This window comes from Streptomyces ochraceiscleroticus, from assembly GCF_000720485.1.
In the GTDB taxonomy this organism is placed as follows: domain Bacteria; phylum Actinomycetota; class Actinomycetes; order Streptomycetales; family Streptomycetaceae; genus Streptomyces; species Streptomyces ochraceiscleroticus.
This window is the reverse complement of sequence record NZ_JOAX01000028.1, coordinates 21,124-46,120: the sequence shown is the minus strand read 5'-3', so window position 1 is coordinate 46,120 and position 24,997 is coordinate 21,124. Positions and strand designations below refer to the sequence as shown.

Annotated in this window: 17 protein-coding genes and 2 pseudogenes; 11 read left to right on the top strand and 8 right to left on the bottom strand. The window is 66.6% G+C overall.

Annotated features, from left to right (window positions below):
• The first annotated feature begins 518 nt into the window (after positions 1 to 518).
• The 4 genes from IG84_RS0129845 (at position 519) to IG84_RS0129825 (ending at position 4,224) form a co-directional block, all read left to right on the top strand.
• The gene (locus tag IG84_RS0129845; protein WP_031063774.1) at positions 519 to 1,148 is read left to right on the top strand and encodes a hypothetical protein; all 630 of its coding nucleotides are present in this window, start codon (positions 519 to 521) and stop codon (positions 1,146 to 1,148) included.
• A 1,211-nt stretch (positions 1,149 to 2,359) separates the two neighbouring features.
• Entirely contained in the window at positions 2,360 to 2,587 is a 228-nt protein-coding gene (locus tag IG84_RS39345) for a hypothetical protein (RefSeq protein ID WP_063761870.1), read from the top strand.
• A 158-nt stretch (positions 2,588 to 2,745) separates the two neighbouring features.
• Entirely contained in the window at positions 2,746 to 3,429 is a 684-nt protein-coding gene (locus IG84_RS0129830; RefSeq protein WP_037800999.1) for a recombinase family protein, read from the top strand.
• Positions 3,430 to 4,026: 597 nt separating this feature from the next.
• Positions 4,027 to 4,224, top strand: coding sequence for a hypothetical protein (locus tag IG84_RS0129825; RefSeq protein WP_157848965.1), 198 nt, complete (start codon positions 4,027 to 4,029; stop codon positions 4,222 to 4,224).
• Positions 4,225 to 4,346: 122 nt separating this feature from the next.
• Here the strand turns inward: IG84_RS0129825 and IG84_RS0129820 are convergent, their stop codons facing one another.
• Positions 4,347 to 5,681: a pentapeptide repeat-containing protein gene (locus tag IG84_RS0129820; RefSeq protein ID WP_078649534.1), complete on the bottom strand. Its 1,335-nt coding sequence runs from the start codon at positions 5,679 to 5,681 to the stop codon at positions 4,347 to 4,349.
• 167 nt (positions 5,682 to 5,848) lie between these two features.
• Here IG84_RS0129820 and IG84_RS0129815 point away from each other — a divergent pair, with 167 nt between their 5' ends.
• Complete coding sequence (locus IG84_RS0129815; RefSeq protein ID WP_078649533.1) at positions 5,849 to 6,799, top strand: pentapeptide repeat-containing protein; 951 nt, start codon at positions 5,849 to 5,851, stop codon at positions 6,797 to 6,799.
• A 39-nt stretch (positions 6,800 to 6,838) separates the two neighbouring features.
• Here the strand turns inward: IG84_RS0129815 and IG84_RS0129810 are convergent, their stop codons facing one another.
• The 4 genes and pseudogenes from IG84_RS0129810 to IG84_RS0129800 all read right to left on the bottom strand — a co-directional run bounded on the left by IG84_RS0129810 (position 6,839) and on the right by IG84_RS0129800 (position 9,988).
• The gene (locus IG84_RS0129810; protein WP_157848964.1) at positions 6,839 to 7,447 is read right to left on the bottom strand and encodes a hypothetical protein; all 609 of its coding nucleotides are present in this window, start codon (positions 7,445 to 7,447) and stop codon (positions 6,839 to 6,841) included.
• A gap of 37 nt (positions 7,448 to 7,484) precedes the next feature.
• Positions 7,485 to 7,742: pseudogene (locus IG84_RS43015) on the bottom strand (recombinase family protein); the annotation flags it as partial.
• A gap of 36 nt (positions 7,743 to 7,778) precedes the next feature.
• Positions 7,779 to 8,321: a recombinase family protein gene (locus tag IG84_RS40850; protein ID WP_051862600.1), complete on the bottom strand. Its 543-nt coding sequence runs from the start codon at positions 8,319 to 8,321 to the stop codon at positions 7,779 to 7,781.
• Between the two features lie 254 nt (positions 8,322 to 8,575).
• Positions 8,576 to 9,988 (bottom strand): tyrosine-type recombinase/integrase, encoded by a 1,413-nt coding sequence (locus IG84_RS0129800; RefSeq protein WP_051862596.1) that lies wholly within the window; start codon positions 9,986 to 9,988, stop codon positions 8,576 to 8,578.
• 303 nt (positions 9,989 to 10,291) lie between these two features.
• Here IG84_RS0129800 and IG84_RS0129795 point away from each other — a divergent pair, with 303 nt between their 5' ends.
• Positions 10,292 to 10,753 (top strand): hypothetical protein, encoded by a 462-nt coding sequence (locus tag IG84_RS0129795; RefSeq protein ID WP_051862593.1) that lies wholly within the window; start codon positions 10,292 to 10,294, stop codon positions 10,751 to 10,753.
• A gap of 53 nt (positions 10,754 to 10,806) precedes the next feature.
• On the top strand, positions 10,807 to 14,430 hold the full coding sequence (locus tag IG84_RS39075) for a hypothetical protein (RefSeq protein WP_051862591.1): 3,624 nt from the start codon (positions 10,807 to 10,809) through the stop codon (positions 14,428 to 14,430).
• 250 nt (positions 14,431 to 14,680) lie between these two features.
• Here IG84_RS39075 and IG84_RS0129785 read toward each other — a convergent pair whose 3' ends face one another.
• A complete protein-coding gene (locus IG84_RS0129785; RefSeq protein WP_157848963.1) occupies positions 14,681 to 16,387 on the bottom strand; it encodes a pentapeptide repeat-containing protein in 1,707 nt (568 codons plus the stop codon).
• A gap of 797 nt (positions 16,388 to 17,184) precedes the next feature.
• Between IG84_RS0129785 and IG84_RS0129780 the strand changes: the two genes are divergently transcribed.
• On the top strand, positions 17,185 to 17,388 hold the full coding sequence (locus tag IG84_RS0129780) for a hypothetical protein (RefSeq protein ID WP_157848962.1): 204 nt from the start codon (positions 17,185 to 17,187) through the stop codon (positions 17,386 to 17,388).
• 784 nt (positions 17,389 to 18,172) lie between these two features.
• Here the strand turns inward: IG84_RS0129780 and IG84_RS40150 are convergent.
• Together IG84_RS40150 and IG84_RS0129770 are read right to left on the bottom strand one after the other, a co-directional pair.
• Positions 18,173 to 18,738, bottom strand: a pseudogene (locus IG84_RS40150) (GNAT family N-acetyltransferase).
• Positions 18,739 to 18,868: 130 nt separating this feature from the next.
• The gene (locus IG84_RS0129770) at positions 18,869 to 19,144 is read right to left on the bottom strand and encodes a hypothetical protein (protein WP_245659641.1); all 276 of its coding nucleotides are present in this window, start codon (positions 19,142 to 19,144) and stop codon (positions 18,869 to 18,871) included.
• 894 nt (positions 19,145 to 20,038) lie between these two features.
• Here IG84_RS0129770 and IG84_RS38300 point away from each other — a divergent pair.
• Genes IG84_RS38300 through IG84_RS38295 form a run of 3 tightly spaced genes read left to right on the top strand, consistent with a single transcriptional unit; the run spans position 20,039 to position 24,959 of the window.
• Entirely contained in the window at positions 20,039 to 22,444 is a 2,406-nt protein-coding gene (locus IG84_RS38300) for a GMC oxidoreductase (RefSeq protein WP_211266540.1), read from the top strand.
• Positions 22,441 to 23,961 (top strand): patatin-like phospholipase family protein, encoded by a 1,521-nt coding sequence (locus tag IG84_RS39070; protein ID WP_157848961.1) that lies wholly within the window; start codon positions 22,441 to 22,443, stop codon positions 23,959 to 23,961. The genes IG84_RS38300 and IG84_RS39070 overlap by 4 nt, the downstream gene beginning before the upstream one ends.
• A gap of 11 nt (positions 23,962 to 23,972) precedes the next feature.
• Positions 23,973 to 24,959 carry a hypothetical protein gene (locus tag IG84_RS38295; protein ID WP_051862589.1) on the top strand — a complete coding sequence of 329 codons (987 nt, stop codon included), beginning with the start codon at positions 23,973 to 23,975 and terminating at the stop codon, positions 24,957 to 24,959.
• Positions 24,960 to 24,997: the final 38 nt, after the last annotated feature.

The following is a 24,997-nucleotide window of genomic DNA, read 5'->3' as shown; positions in this document are numbered from 1 at the left end:
CCAGCTTCCGCCACTGGATCGATGAGGACCGTGACGGCTGCTCGACCCGCAACGAAGTGCTCATCGCCGAGTCACGGACGCCCGTGGAGAAGGGCGACCGCTGCAAGATCGTGTCGGGCGAGTGGCACAGCTACTACGACCAGCAGACGGTCCTCGGCCGACGCCCGCTGCATCTACCTCGCCGACTGGGTGGGCACCAAACTCCGCTGGGAGCTCACCGCCGACCGTACGGAGGTGAAGACCCTCCACGAGCTGGTCGTCGGCTGCGGGCAGCAGCGCGTCCAATACGAACACGCCCAGGACTGACACCACCGCCGTACCGCTCCCGGCCCGCCGCGCCCGGTGCAGGCCGGGAACCCGGCCCCGGGGACCAATGGAACTGTGGTTGGCGCTCAGATTGATCTTGCTGGCTACTCGTCAATGCCTGGAGTAGTCCGCGGTGCGTGCCGCGGGCAGTCGCCGGAGGCTGGTGGGAGGAGCAGTAAGCCATCGGCAAGGGTTCATCTAGGGAGCGCGTCATGGCCACGATCTATTCGGTGATCAAGGGATTCAAGCTACGGAAACAGGTGCTGGGGCCAGTGCACTCGCAGATCGCGGAGCTCGACCAGCAATACGCCGACATCCTGCGGCCCGCGCGCACCAACTTCCTCGGGCCCTCGCCGGCGTTCAGCCCCTCGGCCGTCTCAGAGCTCATCTCCCGTCTCACGGCGTCCCACGCGCCCACCTTCGAGCTGGCTCAGACCTGGGCGGCCTGTCAGAGCCAGCTACTGCAGGTGACCTCTCTTCTCGATCAGATGAAGTCGCCGTTCAACATCACGTCACAGATGCTCCAGCGGACCAACGAGATCATTCGCTCCATCGACCAGTCGATGTTCGACTTTCTGACCGAGCAGCCGCCGCCGCTGACCGAGAAGGACCAGGAACGGGTGCGGGAGCTGGTTGACCAGCTGACCGAGGTCGCCGAGGCCATGCCGGACGACGAAGGCCGCGCATGGATCCGTGATACAGCGGCAATCGTCTTCTTTGCGCCCGCCACCGAGGCCATTGATTCGGTCGGGGATGAGCCCGCCACGGAGATGGTCATAAGCGTGCTTGAGACAGCCTTTATTGCTGCCGAGCTCGCCGGGGAGCTGTGGGACCAGCGGTGAAACGGTGTCTGGATGTCCGGCCCGGCGAACGCCTCCATGTCCAAGTCCCCCAAGGCCCAGAGGACGAGTAGCCAGCAAGATCAATCTCGGCGCCAACCACAGTTCCATTGACCCCCGAGGCCGGAACCGTGGTCGGCGGCCGGTGCGGGTGGCGGCCTGCTGCTCGGCCCGGTACTCCCGAAGCTGCGGCCCGGGGACATGTCCCCGGGCCGCAGCTTCGGGAGTACCGGGCCGTGACGCAGAAACTGCAGTGGCTCGATGGGATCTGGAAGGTCAGCCACAGCGGCATGGAAGACGGCCCCGACCCTGCGGACCGGTAGACGTCACTCGCATCCGCACCGCCCCGCCGGACGAAAGACCGAACGGCCCGGACCTGTAAGTACGCCGCCACACAGATCCTGCCCCGGCCGGCAGCCGTTCGGGGCCTTCTCGCGTCGTCCGTCGGCGCGGCCGCGAGCCAGCAGCGGCAGAGTGGCAGCGCGAAGGCGTTGAGCCAGATATTCAATCTCGGCCCGCAGATGCCGCTGCCAGCGCCTTTGAGAGCCAAAGGTCCATTTCACTGAGCTACCCACTGCGGCGGAATTTCTCAGGTTTAAACAAGGGGCCGACAACTCGGCTTATTGACGCGTCCATGACAATTTCATTGCCGCTTGCGAGTTCGAATGAACGTGTTACCATCAATTCGCGGACGCCTCTCTCTTGCGCATCCGTGTTCTCGCTCTTCATGTGAAAGCCTGCGTCTGGCTACCACGCTACCAGAGTGAGGAGGTGATATCCAATTCTTTAGGAAAGGCAAGGCTTTGATTACGCATCTAGCTAGGCTCACCAAGAAACTGACCAAAAGAGCGTCTGACCTGCTAGTTTCTGCAGCCGCACTGCTCTTCGTGACATACCTGTCGCTGGCCTGCCGGATGGCTCCGGTCTCAGCGTGGCTGGCCGACCGTCCCTGGTTTATCGAGTGCCTGCTGATGGCCGGTACAGGCTCTCTGCTGATGCTCCTTCTGCCAGCCGCATGGGCAGGCTGGGGATGGAACCTTCTCCTCTGCATGCGCGATGGAAGGAGGAAGAAATGAGGCCGCACGAGGTTGATTAGGTTGCCGCCCTGCTTTTAGCGCAGGGCGGCAATAAGAACAGGGCGGCGTAAGATCCCCCACAGTCGTCATCCGGCAGCCGGATGGGGAAAAGAGGAGCGACGCGGCGAGGAGAACCGCATGACAACCAAGTACCTCGCCCGGCTTCAGTTCACGCCAGACGGGGTGGCGGTCGAGGGCGAGTGGACCGTCCCCGCCACCGCCCGGAACCGGTACACCGAGTGGGTCGGCCGCTACGGCAGTGACCCAGCCGTGGTCATCGAACTGATGGAGGATATCGATGGCCGGCAGCGTGTGCTGAAGACTTGGACGGCTCAGGACGAGGTCGAGGGGCCGGCGCGCCCATAGGCTCCTCAGGACCTGTCCATAAACCGATCGGTTCCTGGACACCGGCGCCTCGACATCGACACGCTGGGCCGGAGACGACTTCCGGCGTCCAACAAGGGTGTTCAACAACTCCGGGCGTCCAACAAAGCTCCGGAACCCCTTTCTGTACGGTGCCGTGTATGACGACTCCTGCCGAGTGGGCGGACACCGACAGTCCGCTAGAAGCCTCCCCCACCAATCCGTCCGGCGCCCGCGTCGGGTACGGGCGCGTGTCCACGAAGGGCCAGCTGCTCGACCGGCAAATCGCGGCGCTGACGGCGGCCGGCTGCGTACGGGTCTTCACCGACAAGAAGTCCGGCAAGAACGCGGAGCGCGAGGAACTGTGGAAGTGCCTCGACTACCTCCGGCCCGGCGACACCCTCGTGGTGCCCTCCCTCGACCGCCTCGGCCGCTCGATCCAAGACCTGATCGCCATCGTCGCGAGCCTGCGCAAGCGAGACATCGGCTTCCAGTCGCTCCACGAAGCGCTCGACACCACCACGCCCGGCGGCCGGCTCGTCTTCCACGTCTTCGCCGCGCTCGCTGAGTTCATCCGCGAGCTGATCGTGCAAGGCACCCACGAAGGCCTCGCGGCCGCGCGGGCTCGCGGTGAGCGCATCGGCCGTCCGCCGGCCATGACCCCCGAACAGATTCGACATGCTCGTGCACTGCTGGCTCAGCCGGACAACACCATCGCCTCGATTGCGAAGCTTCTCGGGGTATCCCGCACGACGCTGTACAAGTACGTCCCAGAGCTGAAGGCGGGGCGGGCCTCGCTCGTGGCCGGGCAGGAAGGTCTGAGCCTTCCGGCGCCCCGTAGCTGAGTGGTGAGCGGTGTGCTCCAGCATCGAGGGCATCAGTTCGCGACGCGATCGAGAACGGACGCAGGCGGAGAACGAGATCGTCATCTCGCGGAACTTCCCGCGCTTCAGGGTGTGGCGTCGGTCACTCTTGGGCGCGACGTCGTTATCCCCAAATCGAGCTGCCAACCGCTCCGTTGCGTACGAGGAAGCATTCCATGACGCGCTGACCTGCGGTTTTTCTTCCCATGAGGGCAGGTCACACCGGGTTCGGCCAGTCTACGGCTTCCGCGCGACAACCTTGCCCCGTGTCGGGCCTGGTGTGCTGTTCCAGTGATCCACAGGGGGGGGAAGGCTTCCCGCATTGTCAGTCGGGGCGCGGTAGCGTCTAAGCGTTCCTGGAGTCTGAAACGACAAAAGGAAGCGCGGCACGGGCCTCCTACAGCACAGCCGGCGCTTCCCTCTGTGTCGCGAGGACTTCGTCGTTCATCCGCTCCGCACAGAGAAGAGGAAGAGATGAGGACGAGACCCATCGCTAGTCTCGACCCTACCCCGGGAATGGGTAGGCCCCCCAGGCTCGTGTCGCTGAACGGCAACCCGCCGGAGCCTCCCGCTCCGCCCGTGCTGCCGACGCCGCAACCGGCCAGCGGCCCGGACCGCGCCTTGCTGGTCTTCGTCGTGGCGACCGTCGGACTGCTGATCACGCTGGCCCTGCTGGGTGTCAGCATCCGCTATCCGTCGCTCGCCACGCCTTTGCAGGTGGCCACTGGCGGGGCGGTCTTGTATGCCGCCCTCGTGGCGCTCGTGCTACGCCGGTAGTGGCGGCGGCGCTCGTCTACGAGGCGTAAGCGCGGCCTGACCTGAGCCGCTTATAGAAACGGCCCCTCATCTGAGGGGCCGTTCGTCGTCACTGTTACCGCGGTCACAGTGACTCCCTCCCGTCAGGAGCCAGCCGTATACCAGGCGGACGGCAGGGCCAGCCCGGTTGGCAGAGACCCCCCGCTCGAGGGGAGGCCATCCGGGGCTGCACCAGTGGCGTATGAGAGGTCGACCGTGGCGCCGGAGAAAGCCGCCCTGTCGAAGCTGACGCTGCCGCCTTCGAACCGGGCCACGCCGAAGTGGACGGTGCCGCCGGAGAACGTCGCGCCGGCGAAGTGGACGGTGCCGCCGGAGAACGTCGCGCCGGCGAAGTAGACCGCGCCGCCGGAGAACGTCGCGCCGGCGAAGTAGACCGCGCCGCCGGAGAACGTCGCTTGGCTGAAGTGGACGATGCTGCCGACGAACACCGTCCCTATGAAGCGGACGGTGCTGCCGGCGAACACCGCCCAGTCGAAGTGGACGATGCCGCCGGAGAACGTCGCCCATCGGAAGTAGACGCTGCCGCCTTCGAACCGCGTGTGGTCGAATTGGACGCTGCCGCCTTCGAACCGCGTGTGGTCGAACTCGACGGTGCTGCCGGAGAACGTCGCTCCGCGGAAGTCGACGCTGCCGGCGAACACCGCCCCGTGGAAGTCGATGGTGCTGCCGGAGAACGTCGCTCCACGGAAGTCGACGCTGCCGGTGAACACCGCCTCCCGGAAGCTGGCCCTGCCGCTGGCGAACACCGCCCAGGAGAGGTCTCCGCCGTCGAACGTGACTTCCGTCAGATCGAAGTCGTGGCCCCTCCAGGAATTTGGGTGCTTGGCTTCCAGACGGAGGTGGTCGCCGATGAGCCGGATGATTGTGTGCCGTACTTCCCGCAGGGCCAGGTAGCCGTGCCGGGCTCCCGCGTCGCCCGTCGGGAGGTCGGCCTCGGCGGTGTAGGGCAGGCGGAGGTAGGCGCACAGGACGTCGATGCAGGTCTGGCGCAGGGCGCGGGTGGGGGCGTCGTCGGCAAGGCCGGCCAGGGCGTGCACCCCACCGAGGCGGACCGCTGCGGACTCCTGGCCGAGCTGGGCGACGGCTGCGGTGAAGCGCTCGGTGTGCAGGCGGGTTGTCTCCCGCAGGGCGCCGTCCTCATCGACACGCTGGCGCCGATAGGCCACGATCAGGGCGACCAGAGCGCCGGCCCCGGCGACCACGCCGAAGGACAGTTTCACCAGGTCGAACAGCGTCTTGGAGTCGATGCGGTGCTCCGGCTGGAGTTCTCGGGCGCCGAGCAGGTCCCATCCGGTGTAGAACACCGCGGCGGCCACGAGGATCGCGGCGGTGAAGGTCAGGACGAGAACGGTGCCGACCGACCAGAGGCGCAGGCCGCGACGCCGCTTGGTACGGCGCCGGGGCAGAGGTGTTCTCACACCCCATCAAATAGCCCAGTCTCGCCGCCGGTTGCGGTCCCCAGTCGCATCATGGCGTCGAACGTGGGCGCGGACCGCATGGACTCCGGATAACCGCCGCTTATCCGGAGTCCAGAACCGGGCGGCGAGAAGTGCCCTGCAATCGCGGGTCGGCCTGAGTGATCCTGATGAGTGTGAGACCTCGTCTGCCCCATCTGCCGCGGCAGCCGCACGAGTCGGCGCGGCCTGCGCCTGTGGCACACGTCTGGATCGTCCTGCCCGCGCTCTTCACCGGCTGGGGCCTGCTCGGCGCCCAGAGCCTCAAGCCCGAGCCCCAGCTCACCTCCAAGACGCTGTTCGATCTGGTGAAACTGTCCTTCGGGGTGGTCGCCGGGGCCGGTGCCCTGGTGGCCCTGGTGGTGGCCTACCGGCGCCAGCGGGTGGACGAGGACGGCGCGCTGCGGGAGACCACCCGGCTGCACACCGAGCGCTTTACCGCCGCCGTCTCCCAGCTCGGCGAGGACTCCGCCGCGGTTCGGCTGGGTGGCGTGCACGCCCTGGCCGGCCTGGCCGATGACGCCCCGACCCGGGCCCTGCGTCAGACCTGCATCGACGTCCTGGGCGCCTGCCTCCGCCTGCCCTACACGGCTAAGGCAGACCTCCCGGTCGGCGACGCGGACGCCCTGCACGCTTACCTGGCCCTGAAAGAGGTCCGGCACACCGTCATCCGCCTCATCCGCGACCTTCTCCACCTTCCCCCCCCCGACCACCCACACTCCTGGCAAGATCGCGACCTGGACCTCACAGGCGTCGTTTTCGACGGCGGAGACTTCTCAGGTGCGACGTTCTCCGGCGGCACGGTCAACTTCCGCATGGCGAGGTTCTCCGGCGGCACGATCAACTTCCTCGACGCGACGTTCTCCGGCAGCGTCGTGGACTTCTCCGGTGCGCGCGGTAACGCGCCTTCCGGCCTGGTGCCGTCCCCCGGGCTGAGCCTGCCTGGGAGTGGCACCCGACCACGCCCTGATGCGCACGCGACCTGCGCCGCTTGTAAGAACGGCCCCTCGTCTGAGGGGCCGTTCGTCGTCACTGCTACCGGAGGAACCTGGAGCCGATACACACCCGGCGACCACAGGTGATGACATCAGGACCGGTCTCATCGGGGAGTACGCGGCACCTCAACCTGACTGATGAATCTCACCGTCTCGTCCCGGCGGGCGGCGGTTCTCTACGACCAACCAGCCGACTGCTCCACCTTGAATGGCACGGATCATGTCCAGGTTGTAGCGGTAGATCTGCGACCCGAGCTCGGTCAGCAGCGCGTCATTAACCTGCTCGCGGCCCGTCGCACCAGTACCGCTGTCGAACCGTCTCCAAATAGCCTCCACAGCCTGGCCCAGCTCTACGAAGGCTGCCCCGATCCCATAGTCGAGGCGTTCTCGGATTGCGATGCCGAAGTACTGCTGAATGAGGGCGAGGTTTCGGTTGATGCTGTCGTTCCACTCATACAGCACTTGCCGGTAGTCATCCATATGTGACTCGGACCGTTCGGAGCGGACGTCCGTGTCAGCAGTGAGGCTCCAGTAAAGAAGCCGAAGCCGATAGAGGCGTTTGTCCAGCAGTCTGCTGACTTCCTCAAATACCAGCACGGCCTGTTTCCGCTCCTGATCTTGGGTCTGGACACGATGCTGGTGAGCCCAGGTGCGTCGTTGGAAGAAGAATCCCAGCAGCCCGCCCAGCACCGTGGTCAACAGAAACCCAGTCACCACTGGAATCAGCTCTTGCACAAGGCCCGCCCCTCGCCCATTGGTCTGGCCAGACCAGCTAGCTGTCACTCAGCGTCATGAGCTGCGGGCCAGCCACGGATACGCGACACCGAAATAGGAATAGTCCCGGAACAACCGGGTTGCCACTGTTATCAGCGTTCGCACAACACCCGGTCTCAGGTTGTGCGCGGCCGGAGGTGTACGGCGCCTCGTGCTGAAGCATCCGTCGCACAGCCTCCGGATGCCATCGATCGCTGCGGCGGGCTGGGAACTGCTCCGTTTCCAGGCGGCGACAGATCTCGCGAAGTGAGGCGTCCGCCGCCCGTAATTCACGAGCCCGGGCGAGACCGGCCTACTCGATGGGTTGCTCGACGAGCTCTCCGGCAACGGCCTGCCCTCCGTAGGGCGGGGCGCCGTAGGCGTACCTGCCCTGGACTGCCTTCTCCTTACGCCCTGCCCGGAGCCGGGCCACGATCATTGAGTGTTCCAGCTCGGAGAAGACGCCCATCATCTGCCGCATGGCCGTGCGCATGGGGTCTTCGGGATCGTTCTGGAGGATCTCGCCCTGGCCAGAGGTGAAGACGTGCCCGTTGTTCTTCCACACCTGGGCCAAAACGGCTTCTTGCGTAACAAGGCGACGGGCCAGACGGTCAAGTCGGCCGACGATGATCCCCGCTGCCTGGCCGTCTTCTACCTCGCTGAGCGCATCAGCGAGTGCGGGACGGTCGGGGGCGGGAAGGGTCCCTGAGTAACCCTCGTTCCGGTAGACCGCGCGCCCGAGGGTGTGGCCTTGTTGCCGACACCAGCCGCGGATCATCCTCTCCTGCACTGCTAGGCCGAAGCCGTCCTCCACCTGCCGGTCGGTGCTGACGCGGACATACCCGATGAGCTTCATGAGCGCATGAAGCCGTTGGGAACTGACGTGCCCAGCGGCACAACTGTGACGCTGCTGCGGAAGGCAGAAACCCATCAGCGGCACAGCTAGGTAGCCGAGCTGACTGGCGTCGCTCTGGTCTGCCGTCGGCGTTGACCGGCCGCGCGGGTCCGCTGGGTTCAGTGGACTGGTGCTGCGTCCGGGCCGGTGTCGGTGAACTCCGACGCACGCGGATCAGAGTGCGGCACCAAAGGGCCGGGGGAAGGTGCAGACCGTCACCGTCGCGTGTCACGTAAGAGCAGCCGGCCGTCGTCTTCATCGCCGGATTCACTGGCTTCGCGCAGAGCTGTCTCAATCAGCGCGTTGGCCTGGTCGCGCTTGCCGTCCAGCACCTTGGCGTAGAAGCGGTAGAGCACCGCCACGCTGTGGCCGGCGCGACGGGCGACTTCAGCTGGATCAACACCGGAGGCCAGCCACAGCGAGACGCCGGCGTGCCGGAGGGAGTACGGCACCTCCGCGAGTGGCGTCTTGAGCTGTTCCTCGGAGAGGGCCGCCTTGCGGGCTCTCTTCCAGACCTCCGCGTACTCCTTGGTGAGCAGCACGCCACCGCGCGATGCCCGGAACAGTCGGCCATCCGGGCCGGTGCCGTAGCAGGCCAGGTGTTCATGCAAGAGGGCGACCAATACCGGAGGGATCGGCACCTCTCGCGTCGCCGAACGGGTCCGCCGCTTCAGGCCGCGCTCCTCGTAGGACTTTCCGTCGTCCGTCCACGAGGATCCTGCCCGGGGCGAGCTGCCGGTGAGCAGCAGAGTGCCCCAGCCGCTCGTGGGTAGCGTGCAGTCGGCCTGCCTCAGGTTCATGGCTTCCGCGGGTCGGGTGGCCGCATAGTAACCGCACCCAAAGAACGCCTGAAGGTGCCGACCGCGCGGGCCCAGCTTTCCCACCGTGTCGATTAGGACCTTGGCCTGCGCGGGATTGGGGACGTACCGCCAGTCGACCTCATCGTCGGCTTCCGGGGGAGCCCAGTCCACGAACTGCAGGGGATTGGCGGGGAGCAGCTTGCGCTCGACCGCGTATCGCAGAGCGTTGTTGAAGACCATCCGCTTGCGCTTGATGGTGCTGGCCGCAGCGGGCGTGCCATCGAGCTTCAGGCTCAGCGCCTCCAGCGCGAGCCGGACGGTGTCGGAGTTCTCCAGCCGGGGCATGGGGAGAGACTTTCTGACGATCCATTGCAGGGCAGAGGCGATGGGCATCGGGGGCTCTGTCCGCTGGTTGGAGAGGTTGAAGGCCCAGCAGGACAGTGCCCGGCGGAGGACGGCGGGCTCCGGTGCCCCTTCGGCGTCTAGCACCAGGGCAGAGGTGACGGTGGCGAGTGCGTCGGCGCGCGTGGCGCGGCTCTTCGCGGAGGAGCGTTTCCACTTCATCCTGGCGTAGTCCCTGGCGTGCTCAATCCAGGTCGCTTGTGGCTGTTGGGCGCGTAGATCAGATTGCGGCAGCCCGGACTCGACGTCGAACATCTCGCCTCGGTGAGCTGCGGTCATCAGCTGTGCACGCCTGCCGTCGGCGAGCGCCTTGGTCTGGAAGCTCTTGTAGTGCGGGCGCGGACCAACCTTCCATCGCAGCTGAAACGGCTTGCGGCGGCCCGGCCTCTCCCGGATCGAGTTGATGGTGAACTCGAAGGTCAACACCGAGGGGCTCCCCTGAGCAGCGAACGACTCCGGGCCATGGAGCGGCCCAGCCCATCGCACGGGACTGGACGGCGCAGTCCTGTTCGGCCAATGACAGGCCCGGTCTGCACTCCGAGCATCATCCTGCGGCGCGGTTCCCAGCAACCAATGGCCAGAGCGATCAACACCGTCGACTCCTGCGTTCTCGGCGACGTCGCGGGGGTGATACGCAGCGCGAAATGTCCGTCGTACCGAGAGATAGAAGAACAGCCCCCTCCTTCGTCGGAAGGCCCGTCCTGCCGGGCACTGGGCGGACTCTGCGGCATGACCATCGACCTGACACTGCTCCGCTGTGCAGGACAGAATGACGACATGCAGGTATGGAAGAAGGTCGTGCTCATCGGCGCTGCGGTGTTCTCGGGCGTCGTGGCCATGGCCCTGGTGGCGGCGGCGGTTTGGGGCGACCTCGATACAGCAGATCGCGCTGCGAGCGTGATCGGTTCGGTCGTCGGGCTGGCTGGCCTGGTTCTCTCGCTGTGGGCACTGCTGGCAAGCCGGAGCGAGGGCGGGGTCCAGGCGCCGGGGGCCGGCGCAGTGGTGGCCGCCAGGAGCATCGGACGGGCAGTGACCGGCGATCGCAATCGGCTGGCAGGGCCGTCTAGCCCCCTTCCGCCATCCGCAGCCGGCACTGCGTCGCCCGCTCCCATCCGGGCCGACGGCGACAGGTCCGTCGCGGCCGGTGAGTCGGTCGGCGACGCCATCACGGGTGACGGGAACACCCTGTGACGCCACCGTTGTGGCGCCGTAAAAGCCCCAGTAAGCGTACGTCCGTAGCCCCGATGGCAACTGCCTCCGGAGAGCGTTCGGCGGCCGCGGGCGGCAGCCTGGGTTTCGCCAACACCGGCGACCACAACCTGATCCAGGTCGGACAGGTGGTCACTGACGGGGCGGCGCCCGCAGCGCGCTCCGCCTACTGGGAGCAGGTGTCCCGGATCGCTCCGGAGACTTTGGTGGAACGCGACCGCGAGCTGGAGGAACTGATCCAGTTCTGCGCGGCTGAGGACGGCCCGTCCTACGGGTGGTGGCGGGCCGAGGCATGGGCGGGGAAGACCGCTCTGCTGGCGTGGTTCGCCCTGCACCCGCCACAGGGCGTCCGGGTGGTGCCGTTCTTCATCACCGCACGGCTCGGCGCATACAACGACCGGCTGGCCTACGTCGACGTCGTCCTGGAGCAACTGGCCGAAATCGTCGGCGAAGGGCTGCCGGCGTATCTGACAGGACCGACCAGAGAAGCACACCTGCTGCGCCTGTACGGCGCAGCGGCACGCACCTGCGCGCAGCGCGGACAGCGCTTGGTCCTGCTGGTCGACGGTCTGGATGAGGACCGGACGTGGACCACGAGCCCCGATGCCCACAGCATCGCCAGCCTGCTGCCCCACCGCCTGGAGGCGGGCATGAGGGTGATCGTCGCAGGCCGGCCCCATCCGCCGGTTCCCGGCGATGTGCCCACCCACCACCCGCTGCGCGATCCCGGCATCGTACGGCCGATGGAAATCTCACGGCACGCCCAGATCATCCGCGAAGAAGCCGAGCGAGAACTGAAGGTGCTGCTGGCCGACAACGGCCTCCAACACGACCTGCTGGGGCTGGTCACGGTCGCGGCTGGTGGCCTGACGGCATCGGACCTGGCCGAGCTGACCGACGCCACCCCGTACCGGGTCAAAGACACCCTCCGCAGTCACGCGGGGCGGACATTCGCCGTGCGCGCGGGGCACACGGCGGAGGTCTACCTGCTCGCCCACGAGGGCCTGCAGCATCATGCCGCACAGATGCTGGGCGAGACAGCACTGAGCTACTACCGGCACATGCTGCACGAGTGGGCGGCGGCGTATGCGGCGCGGGACTGGCCGGCCGGAACCCCGGAGTACCTGTTGCGCGGATACTTCCCGATGCTAAGGGCGGATGGGGACCTTCAGCGGGTCGTCGCCTGCGCGCTGGACGCAGCGCGGCACGACCGCATGCTCGATGTCACCTTCGGCGACGCCGTAGCCTCGGACGAAATCCGGGTCGCGGAGGAACTGATTGTCCACGCCGGAGTGCCCGACCTGCTGGATATGGTCCGCCTAGCCATCCGTCGTGAAGCGCTCGATGCCCGTAATGACCGCGTCGGCAGCACCCTGCCCTGGGCATGGGCCGCACTCGGCCGCCCCCACCGGGCCGGGGCCCTGGCCCGAAGCATTCCCACCCCGGACGACCGCGCACTGGCGCTGGCCCGTGTTGCCGAGGAACTCGTCCAACAGGCGGACATCCAGCAGGCCATTGCCCTGCTGGAACAGGCCGAGGCCATTCTTATCAGGGCCGAAGACCTCTGGGAGCACACCGATTCCACTCTCGTCGCGGCAGTCGCCGCCTGGACGTGCGCAGGCAGACTTGAGCGCGCCGAGCATCTGGTGTCGACCGTGGGCGACGTGGGGGACAGGAGACGGCTGCTGCCAGAGCTGGTCCAGGCGCGAGTCCACGCCGGAGCCTTCCATCGGGCCGAGGCGCTGGCGCTGGGTGACACGGACCCGGTGGTGAGGACCTTGAGCATGGCGTCCCTGCTTGCCGCCCACGCCGAAACCGGCCACGTTGATGACGCACGGGCGCGGGCGCGCGCCTCGGAGCCGGCACACGCCGCTCTTGCCCTGGCCCGAGTCGCCTCGGTCCTGCACAGATCGGGGCAACGGGACGCGGCTGAGGTGCTCTGGGAGGAGACTGAACAGCACCTGCCTGCCTCCGGGACACCCGCAGAAGTGATCGCCGTATTGGCCAGAGAGGGGGAGTTCGTCCGTGCCCGGAACGCCATCGCCCTCCTGACCCATACCGAAGACCGTGACACTGCCACATACGAACTCCTCACCACGCAAGCCGCAGCAGGAGAACACGAGGACGCCGCAGCACTCGCACGCACCATCGAAGACCCCGGCATCCGGTCGGCAGCGCTGAGGGCAGTAGTGGAACAGCTCGTCTGCTCGGAGGGTTTCGAGCAGGCGCAACGCATCGTCGGCACCATCAACGATGACCACGAGCGGCATCTGGCCCACACCGCCATCGTTGGCGGGCTGGCGGGTGCGGGGCACTTCGACGAGGCAGAGGCATACGCCCGCAGACACGACCATCCCTCTGCGTACCCTCCCCCTGCGCACTCCTCGATGTGCGAGGTCGTCGAGGCACTCGCGGCAGCCGGCGAATTCGCCAGAGCGGAGGAACTCGCACGCACCATCATCTACCATCGGGGATTCCCCGCCCTCGCCCACGGCGCCGTCGCTGCGGCGGCCAACGGCCGCCTCGATCGCGCGGTGCAATGCCTGGTCACCATAGAAGCTGAACTCAGGAGCACGCAGCCGACACCGGGAGCCAGGGACTTTCTGTACACGGCACAGATCATGGCTGATGCCGGGCAGACTGAAGCCGCGACGATGCTGATCGAAGATGCCGCACCGCTCCTGACCGACCTAAAACCAGGTGGCCCGGCGGCAGACTTCGCGGCCTTCGATCAGGGCCTCCTGGCGTCAGCAGTGGCCGAGACGCTGCTATCCATGGGTGAGACCGGTCGTGCGGAGGCGTTGCTGCGCCAGACCAACGGCGGTATGGCGGTATTGCGGGGTTGGCCGCGACTCGTTCGGCAACTGGTCCGCGACGGTGAAGTCGAGCGAGCCGAGGCTGTGGTGGACTTGATCGACGCCGAATTCGATGATGTGTTGCGGGCCGAGGCAGTCGTCGAACTGGCGCAGGCGGGGGCGTTCGACACGGCGAGGGCGTGGGCTGGCAGAGTGCGCCGACCGGAATCGTGCCTCCATGCGTGGGTAGGGCTGGCGGCGGCGCTCGCCGCTGCAGGGGACACAAAAGGAGCGTGGTCCGCTCTCGCAAAAGCCGAAGCTCTCCGGACCGACAGTCCCATGCAGCTAGCGGTGGGCGGCAGCCTACTCAAGGCGTACGCCATGGTAGGGGAGCACGAAAAGGCCGACCAGGTACTTCAGGGCGTAGCGGCCCTTGGGGATCAGGTGCCCTTCTTCTGTAGCGGCGTGGTCGACGCCCTTGTGGAGCTGGAGCAGTACGACCGGGCCGAAGACTTCGTCCAAGACATCACCTCGCAGGGAGACCATGAGTTTTTGCAGGCCGGTCTGGTCAAGGCGTTTGTCTCGGCAGGTGAGTACGGCAGAGCGCAGGAGGCTGCCCGCAGCATTCCGGTCACCAGCAGGAGCGGGGTGCAGGCTGCGGTCATTCTTGCTCCCGTCGTTGCCCCTGGCCATGGTCGTGCCTTGGCGGCTCATGCCTTGCGACATGGGAGTTTGAGCGAGGCGCTGCCCGCGGTGCTGCAGCTCGAGCCTGAAGCCGCGGCTCTCGTCGTCGAGTCTCTCCGCACTCCTGGAGCACGGTCTGTCGCCGTAGGTGACACCGAAGACGGAGCCCTGGCAGGCTAGCGGCCCGGCCCGCCTCCGCGTAGCCGCCACCAAGCGGCCGAAGAGGTCGGCAACCATGCGCGAAGAGGACACCCTGTGCGGCAGCCGGGTTGCTCGTCGCCGGCGTGTTGCGAGTAGCTCATGCCATGAGCACCTCCAGCACGGTGCAGGAAGGCATGATCTCACCGGCCAGGAAATCCGCTCACCGATGCAGATTCCCAGACGCCCCGGCCCACACTGCAGGCCCGCCTTCTCCTTCATCAGCCGGTGCTCAGCGTTTAACGCGATTGCGGATACAGAGCACGGCCAGCCCCAGCAGGACGGGCTGGGTGAGACGGGAGACCATCTCGGTGTAGGTGCCCACTGTGGTGAGGTCCTGACCGGAGGAGCGGAACACCACCGAATTGATCACTACCCGTAAGGACTTCTCGAACCGCTCGGTCGACAGGCGCGCGGGATACGGGCCGTCGGGGTTGACCGGCACGGGCGTGTCCGTGGTCGTCGTGATGCGGCGGGAGTTCGTCAGGGTGCCGGTGCTGGTCGGCTTCGGGGCATGCTGCGGCAGACCCCATAGCATCATCACCAGCACCGTGACGGTCATGGCAGCCACCAGCCACGCCAGCGCGCGAGAGGCGCGCAGACCATAGCCGGACAGGGCCCAGTACGCGGTGAGGAGACTGCGCTCGGACGGGGGGATGTCGTCGGCGTGTCGGCGCATCTCCATCTCGCCGTAGTAGAAGTCGGCCGCCCCCGGCTCGTGCTTGCTGTCCTCAAAGCTCTTGCGCAGCTGCCGGTACACCGGTGCCAACGCCGCGGCCTCCAGCACCTCTTCTCCCGCCGGCGGCGGAGACCAGCCACTTGAGCCTGCAGCACGGGCGTGACGCCAGTGATGCTCCTCGGCCAGCATCCGACGCGGGGTCCAGCGCACCGGCCACAGCCCGCGCCGGCGCAGGCCCAAGGGCGCGGTAGCCAGGGCGTACTGCCCTTCCAACCGGATCTGGTCCAGGTGGATGGTTCCGGCGAACAGGCACGCGGTCAGATCGATGTCGGTGAGCACCAGGTGCGCCGCATCGACACCGCGCAGCGACACGACACGCACGCGCGCATCCCGCAGCCCGGTTTCGGCCATGTCCTGACCGTTGACGAGGAAGGGCCGGGCGCGGCCGGCGACGCTCACGGGGTATTCGAGCACCGCATCGCTCAGATCCACCTCGGCGTGCCGGAGCCGCAGGGTGGCGGGGGAGGCCCAACGCGTCCGCCAGCAGCTCACCACAGCCGCTGATGCCTCGATGGTCACCGCAGCGTTGAACTCCGCCTGATCGAAGTTGATCTTTCCAGTGCACGCCAGCGGCCCCACCAGCACGGCGCGCTCGAACTTCGCCAGAAAGAACACCGCGTCACCGCGAAACTGGGTCCCGTGGAACCCTGTGTAGTCGTGGAACTTGGTCGCGTTGAACCACACCTCGTCATGGAACTCTGCCTGGTTGAACCACGTCATGGCGCGGAACTCGATCTCGGTGAACCAGGCACGGTCGCCGAACTCGGCTTCGGTGAACCAGGCGCCCCTGGCGAATGTCGTTTGTGCGAAGGAAGCTTGCGCGTCGAATCTTGCTCCGTCGAAATGAGCGCGACCGCGGAACTCCGCATCGTTGAAGACAGCATCGTCCCGGAACGCCGCCTGCTCGAAAAGAGCATCGCCCAAGGACACCACGCCTGTCCCGGCGTCGGTGAGTGCGGCAAGAAGCTCATTGAGCAGTTCACCGGTGAAGGGTGTACCGCGATGATCGATGTCGGCGCCGGGCGACAAGGCGGCCAGGTAGGCGGCGCGGTCGGCGCCGCCCAGATGCGCCAGACATGCGGTCTGCCCAGGGACCTGGGCGCCGCGACAGCCGACGGGGTCCGCTGCGCGAACTGCGCCGTGCCCGCAGTGCGGCCAGTCCGGAGGAGCCGGGGATGGCTCGGAAGTCGGTGGTGTCATGCCCTAACGACGTCCTGGCACGGCCGGGCAGTTGCCCTGACATACTCAGCAAGCATCAACCCCTCCTCCCTTGCACCGTCTCACGCGCACCATCGGGTAAGCCAGCGACGTCGACGAGTCCGCTCCCCGTGACGCCCGCCATCGTCGCGATCCCACCGCCCGGTACCCGGAGGTCCTTCGTGCGCGGCTGACAGCAGAGCCGGGCGGCAGGAGATGGGTGAGAACGTCCACCGTCTGCTCCTGAACGTTCCTGGGTTCTTGGTGGGCGGAACGTCGATGAGGCGCGTACCTCAATACGAGGTGCCCGTGCGACTAGCCTTTGGGTACCGTGAGCACTACGCGTGCGTCAACCGCCCTTCGTTCCACACGTCAGAGAATGGGAATTCGTGGTACGCGGGAATCTGCACAAAGCCATGCCGTACATAGAGATCCTGCGCCTCCACCAGGTCGGTCGGGTATCCAGCACCAGCCGCCAGGCACCAAGTCTCATTGCTGTCATCTCAGCAGCTTGAAGGAGCAGGTCCGCACCCTCTCTTACCGCGCACCTCTTTGAGCAGAAAAACTCGCTTCAATCTGCCGTGCCCGGCTCCAGTAGATGCATCCCCGCGCAGCCCACGGCCCTACCGCCATACCGCGCAACGCGCAGGATGCCCGAGGCCGGCCGAACTCGGCGCCGGTCGTCGTGACGATCTCCTTCTCCAGTTCCTCTGAGTCGTTTCTGGGCAGGCTGTGCTCGTGTTGGTACCAACGGTCGCTGATCCGGGTGCAGTAGGGCCCTCCAGAGTGCCCTCCCGGCGGTGGAGTCGAAGCGTTCCGAGGCGATGGTTCAGGACGTCATGCCGACGATGGTCGGGGCAGGACTCGCGGAGCGCAACGAGCGCATGATTCTCGGCGAATCCGGCGCGGGCATGAGCGTGCTACTGATCTGGCCGTTGCTCGACCCCATCGATCGTCGCGCCGACACCGCCCCGGTGCCCGTGTTGTTCTCTCTGGCCTCGTGAAACCCTCGCCAGCCGCTAAGGGGGTGGCTGGCGGGACAACTCCGGCGGGTCACCCGGCGCCCAGCAATCCTTTACCTGTGGAACGCACATACCTCTATTACCTCAAGGGACTGCACTCAGGCACTTGAGATAACGGAGCCTCATCACCCGTGCAGTGTGAGCGCGAACCATCGGGCCGTAAAAACCGTATTGACGGCCGTATGGTTTTCTGTGGCACAGTCGTATGTTCACGGTTCGCACCGAAGGGGCGGGGATGAATCACACTGATAGAGAGCCCATGACTCGCCGTTCATTTTTACGGCGTACCGGAATATCGCTAGCCGCAGGTGTAGGTGTTCTGAGCATGACTGCACACGGTTGCCCCGAGCCTCGGCCGCCCCGCCGGGTAAAGGTCCCCAACCCGCCGCTGCCTAACCCCGAAGTCCCACAGAGCCCTTCGCCCTTCTACCTGCCCCGCTGATATGCCATGTTCATGGCAAACCGGGCAGTCCACTAGCGTTGGCGCGACAATGGCACGAGTCTCCTCGGAGGAGGATGGATGCATCGGCCCGCTCGGACGACGTAACTGCTGCCACAAGCCAGCAGGACCGGCTGCCGGACAGGTGTGGTGACGGTTGGTGGCACAGTACGTAGAGGGGCTGCGCGCTGAACAGATCAGTGCGCAGCCCGTCGCATTGAGCTGCGCCAATTAGAGTTCAGTGTCAAGGTCAGAGCCCTGGGCGCTGAACTCTTTCTTCGGCCCAGCATGGTGGTCAAAGCGCGCCGCCTGCCGACTGGGACGTGGTTATGTCATCGGTGGCCCGTGTCTGCTGGGGTCATCTTGAGCGAAGCTGTCATCACCGCCCGCGTGCCTTGTGGGGATGTCAGGGAGGGCGAGCCACTCCTTCCAAGTGAGATCGCGGCCGATGTAGCGCGGTTTTTTAAAGGGCCAGGCTTCGCCGATCCATTGCGGCACGAGTACGTTGATCGCCTCTTCAAGGTCGGTGCCGATCGTTTCGTTCACCACCCACCAGGAGATCTCGGCATCTCTGCGCCAGTCTTCTGTGGGGGATCGATGTACACACACCCGAGCAGGGCAGTCCCAGCATTGTCCAACAGCGCGTAGTTGAAGGACTTGTGCTCTGCCATTTCCTGTTCGTGATGCAGTAGGTCCTCGCGGTCCTGTTCGTACGTCATCGTGGCGGGAGGCCACCCCCATGCCTCGCCGTAGATGGCCCACAGCCGCTCTCGCGAACCCATCACGGCCGGGTAATCAAGCTCCGTGTCGGTACCGGAGATGGGACGCAGGTGGTAACCAGCGGACACCGGCACGCAAGCGGGATGAATGAAGTCAGCCGGAAGCCAGTCCATGGAGCGAGAGGCTAACCACCACTGCGCGAAGGCACCAGTGGCTTCTCACCTGAGTGCGTGAGCCAGTGAACATCTGGGCCACCAAGCCGGTACTCATGGATGTTGTCGCCTCGACTGCTTCGTACAGCACTCACAGGCCACGCCTGCTCACACCTATCACAGCGCGGGACCGCCCCGGAGCGACCCAGCACAGGCTGATCGGCCGCCCGGCCTGGTCGATGAAGCCGCTGTCACCGGTGAGCAGGAATCGTTGGGTCCGGCCGCCGTAGTCGTGGGTGAGGAAGTCCGGCTCGGCGATGGCGTAGGCGTCCCTGAGCTGATAGCTGGCAATCGCCACGCGCCCGCGCTGCCCCTTGGGCAGCGGGCGGTTTCCCGAGTCCAGGACGGCGATGGTGTTGCCCGGCATGGGGCGGCCGAAGCGGCAGGGCGCTACGCGCGGGCCGAGTTCGACGCCCTGACCGACCAGCTCGCCGGCGCGGTCGCCTGGGCGGACGGGAGCGCAAAGCGGCCTTGGACAGCGAGCGGCCCGCCTCAACGTGACCAAGACCCTCAAGCGGACAGTCAAGCGGATCACCCGGCAAGACGCCGTGCTGGGCCAGCACCTGGAGCGTAGCGTGCGGACCGGTACGTACTGCTGCTATGCGCCCGACCCCGCCACCCGGATCGTCTGGCGATGGTGAAACACCCGTGGGTATCGCCCACATGACGGACGGCCCCATCGTGAACCGTGCTCCACCAGCTTGCCGTCGACCAGGTGGTTGCCGTCGCCGAGCCGGACGTTGACCAGGCCGAGGGCCGTGGCACACGCCGCCCACCACCTGCCCGCTTGTGTCCCACATGATGCCGTGCCCGCCAACGAAGAGCATGGCCTGGCAGTCCTCCGAGCCGAGTTGGCCGACTACGGGGTGGAGCGTTGGGCGGCGGTGACGAGGTACCGCGGGGAGGCAGCTCAACACCTGCCCTCCCTGCGGTGCTTACGGCCACGTACACGAATAACACGACCATGCGTGCGGCATTCCAGGAAGAAAGTCGTAATGAGCACGTCCAGGGAAGTTCGGTTCAGTATCCATGGGCGCTTCGGCTTGCTGAATTGAGAGTGACCGGTCGTGCCACATGTCTTGACGCCTTCCTGGGTCCCCATCACGCTGGGCGCGCGATGAGATGCCCGGAGCAAGAAGGGCTGACCTTCCTGGATACCGGACAGCACAGGTGATGCCCGCGTCAGCGGCCATTGGGGTCGCCTCCTGCGTAAGGCGGGGTGGTAACGATGGCGCAAGTCCCTGCGGAGCACGTTGACACCGTGGTCGTCGGTTCCGGCTTCGGCGGATCAGTCGCCGCCTTCCGGCTGGCTCAGGCAAACCAGCAGGTCGTGGTACTCGAACGTGGACGGGCCTACCGCCCGGGCGCGTTCCCCCGGGCTCCTCATGAGTTGACCAGGGCGTTGTGGAACCCGAGCGACGGACTGCTCGGGCTGTTCGACGTGTGGTCCTTCCGCGGGCTGGCCGGCGTCGTCGCCAGCGGGCTGGGCGGCGGCTCGCTCATCTACGCGAACGTGCTGTTGCCCATGGACGAGAAGTGGTTCGTCACCGAAGACCCCGGCACCGGCCGGAACCAGCCGTGGCCAGTGACCCGCGCTGATCTGGACCCGCACTACAAAGAAGTCCAGCAGATGCTCGGCGCCCAACGGTTCCCGTTCGAGCACCCGGAGTACGCAGGCTCGGGCAAGACCGCCGCGATGTGGGAGGCGGCGGAGCGTCTCGGCCTCGAATACCAGCGGCCGCCGCTGGCCGTATCGTTCTCCGCATCCGGCCACACTGCCCCGGGCCTCGTCCTCCCCGAGCCGCACTATGGCAACATCCATGGCCTTCAGCGCACTACCTGCCGACTGTGCGGCGAGTGCGACATTGGCTGTCAGAGCGGCAGCAAGAACACGCTCGATCACACCTACCTGTCCGCCGCTCAGCATTATGGCGCCGACATTCGCCCACAATGTGAGGTCCGGTCGTTCGAACCCACACCGTCGGGCTGGAGTGTCCGATACGTCGAACACCGCCGGGCGCATGACACCGGGCCGTTCGACACCAAATCGCTCCCGCTCATGACCCTCACCTGCAACCGGCTGGTGCTGGCCGCCGGCACGTTCGGAACGACGTATCTCCTGCTGCGCAACCGGGCCGCCCTGCCCGGACTGAGCCCGCTGCTCGGGCACCGTTTCTGCGGCAACGGCGATCTGCTCGGCTTCGTGTTCGGTGCTCGCGATCAGCAGGGCCGGCCACGGCACCTGGGCAGCTCCGCCGCACCCGTCATCACCAGCGCGATCCGGGTGCCGGACCGCCTCGATGGTGGCAACGGCCGCGGGTACTACGTGGAGGACGCGGGCTATCCGGCCTTCGGAGACTGGCTGGTGGAGAGTTTCGACGCTCTGGGGCTGGCCGACCGGGTGCTCGATACCGCACGTGCCTGGGCCCGGGCACGACTGACCAGTGACCCGAAGACGCAGATCGCGGAGCGGGTGTCCAAGTTCTTGGGCTCTGGCCGCAGCTCGGCGGGCGCCACCGCCTTGCTGGGTATCGGCAGGGACGTTCCGGACGGCGTGATGAGGCTGCGTGGGCACTGGCTGGATGTCGACTGGAGGATACGGACGTCGCGCACCTACTTCGACCGGGTGGGTGCCACCATGGAGCGGCTTGCCAAGGAGTTCGGGGGCAGCTTCCGTCCCAATCCGTTGTCGTGGCTCGACCGTGTCGTGACCGTACATCCGCTCGGCGGGGCCCCCATGGGCCACTCGCCGGCCGACGGGGTCATCGATTCCCGCGGCGAAGTATTCGGCTACCCGGGGCTCTTCGTCGTCGACGGTGCCGCGATGCCCGGGCCCGTCGGTACAAACCCTGCCCTGACGATTGCAGCGTTCGCCGACTGGGCCGCAACCGCGATCCTCGAGGGGCGCACCAAGGAACTACCCCCGCGCACCGGTCGCGGCGCCGCGACCGCCCACCATTACCGCGATGCCGACACGGACGGCGAGGCCCCGGCGGGAAAGGGGGTGACCCTCGGCGAGGACCTGAAGGGGCACTTCGCCTTCGACGCGACCGACCCGGAGCAGGGCGCGGCACAGGGCAGGGCGGACGGCACGACCTTCGCCGTGCATCTCCGGGTGGAGCTGGACGATGTCGACGGCATGGTGGCCGACCCGCAGCATGCATGCCGGGCGTCCGGCCGGGTGCACTGCGACGCGCTCGGCGGACGCCTCCCCGTTGCGGGCGGCACAGTGAACTTGCTGGTGAACCTGGATCAGAACGGCGCACTCGGAGTGCGCTACCGGCTGTTCTTCACGGACGCGGTCGGCTATCCGCTGACCCTGGTCGCCTGGCGTGAGATCCGCAGGGGCCCGCTCCTTGGCCTATGGCACGACGCGACCACGCGCCCCTTCCGCATCCTGGCCGGGCACGTCGAAGCCAAGCACCCCACAAGGGACGTAAGAGATGCCACCCACCCCCAAACCCGGACCGTCGGCGCGGGTGTCGCCTCTATCCACGGCCTCGACCTCATCCACTCCCTGACCAGCCTCCGGGGCGCAGCCCGCGATCCGCTGGGGCAGGCCCGCACCCTGGTGAGGTTCGGCACCTTCGTACTCGACGGTCTGTGGCGGGTGTACGCGCCCGCCCCGCTCACGCGCCCGGGCACACGGACGGGGGACCGGTCATGAACGCCAAGAAACGCTCGCTCGTGCTGGCGGGCGGCGGAATGAAGGTCGCGTTCCAGGCCGGTGTTCTCCAGGTCTGGCTGGATGAGGCAGGCCTGCAGTTCGACCACGTCGACGGCGCGAGCGGCGGCAATTTCAACCTGGCCATGTACTGCCAGGGCATGACAGGCACTCAAATCGCTGATGCTTGGCGGCATACCAACCCCCTGCACGGCGTCGACGTCAACCTCGGCGCGCTGCTGCGGGGCGAGGCACTGTTCAGCCTGGACCGATACCGTTCCAAGGTCTTCCCGCGGTGGGGCCTGAACTGGCCGAAGATCCGAGCCACGGACCGGGAGGCCACTTTCAACGTCTGCGATGCTGGCACGCACACGATCGACATCGTCGAACCCCGGCACATGTCGGAAGACCTGCTGGTCGCCAGCGTCTCTCTGCCGATGTGGTTCCCGCCGGTCAAAGTCGAGGGACACACTTACGTGGATGCCGTCTACCTCACGGACGGCAATCTCGAAGAGGCCGTCCGCCGTGGCGCCGATGAGATCTGGGTGATCTGGACGGTGAGCGAGCGGGGCGAGTGGCACCCCGGTCTCCCCAACATCTACTTCCAGACCATAGAGATCGCCGCCAACGGTCACTTCCGCCGCATCGTGCGCCGGATCGAAGAGAACAACGCGGCCATCAAGGCCGGTCGGCCGGGGGAATTCGGCAGGCCGATCGAGCTGAAGATCCTTCGCGGCGAGGTACCCGTCAACTATCTGTTCAACCTGGGTACGGACCGGCTGCACGAAGCGGTGAACCGAGGAGTGGAGGCGGCACGGGAGTGGTGCGCCGCGGAAGGCATATCGCTCCGCCTCCCTGCGGGCCCGCCCGACGCCGTACCCGCAGAAGACCGGGAGCCCCGTTCGCTCTCCTTCAAGGAAGCCATCAAGGGCTTCATCGGGTTCGACGAATCCGATTACGACGACGGGTACCGCAAGGGACACGATAAGAACACCCGGCTGACGGCGCGCCTGAAGATTTCCATCGACGACATCGACATGTTCGTCACCTCACCTCAGCACGAGGCGACAGTGACGGGACATATCGAGTGTGAAGCCCTGGGCGGCATGCTGACCGTGGACGACGGCACCTTCAACCTGTTCGTGGACACGGGCCGGCCCGAGAGCCAGCAGATACGCTACTTTCTGCACCTCCACGATCCGCAGCACCGGCCCTACACGCTCGCGAGCAGAAAAGTCGTGGTGGACAACTCCTGGAAGTACCTCTGGAGCGACACGACCACGCTGTACACCAGGGTGCTGGACGGCACAGTGCAACCCGCTGAAGACGGCAGCGCGAAGGTCGTGGCCTCCGGCATCATCTCCCTCCACCTGCTGGATTTCTTGTGGGGGCTGACGACGTTCCGGGCCGGTGGTCCTCTGGCTGCCAAGCCCGCCGTGTTCGCGCGCTACGGAGCCCTGTTCCTCAACAGACTCTGGGACGTCTACGCCCGGCCCATTCTTCCCTGGGGGCCCCTGTGAGCAGCCGCCGTGTGGCCGTGACGTTCATTCACGGCACGGAAATCAGCGACCCTTCGTTCGCCGTCACGGCGACGAGGCTGTTGAAGCGCGCATTCACCCGCCATGTCGGCATCGATGCCGACGACGCGCTGGTCATCCGGCCGGCCCACTGGGCGCCGGCGCTCCAGGAGATCGAGGACAGGCTGCATGAGCGGAGCTTCGGACCACCGTCCCGCAGCCTCTTCCGTCTGCTCGACTCCTGGTCGACGCGGCTCAACGCAGGCAGGGCGGACGCCATCTGGCCATTCCTGGTGACCATCGGATGGCGGCGGCTGCCGTGGGTGTCCCGGCCGAACTATGCGGTGCTCCGGTGGGCCGTCACCCATTTCGTGGGCGATGCCATCGCGTACCAGATCACCCGGGGGGACCGGAGCCTCTACGACGAGGTGCACGGCTATGTCGCCCGGACGCTGCATGAGCTGGCCGACGAGTCGGGCAATGATGCGCCGCTGTGCGTTGTCGCGCACAGCCTGGGCACCGTGGTCGCCAGCAACTACTTTTACGACCTCCAGGTCCAGTACGCCAACGGGGGACGGAACCTTGTCGCCCCCTCCGTGATGGACTGCATGCGCCAGACGCCGCTGGAGCGCGGGGAGACGCTGGCACTGCTCTACACGTTGGGATGCCCCCTGGGGCTCTGGACCATGTCCCTGCCCGACTTCGGAACCCCCCTTACGATGCCGGCACCCAAGCTGCACAAGCACCACCCGGGAATGCACCACGAGTGGACCAACTTCCAGGATCCCGACGACCCGATTGCCTACCCGCTGCGCCCGCTGTCCGATGCGTACCAGCAGCAGGTGACCGGGGACCGCGAGGTATCCGTGGCCCCCTGGTGGGCGGGGTGGACTCCGGTGGCGCACTGGTGGTACTGGAACGACCCGCACGTCATCACCCCGATCGCCCGCTCGCTGGCCCGCGTCTGGCGGGAAGCGAACGGGATCACGGGCGGCCCATAACGACGAGACACCGTCAGCGCAGGCGCTCCCACCGCGGA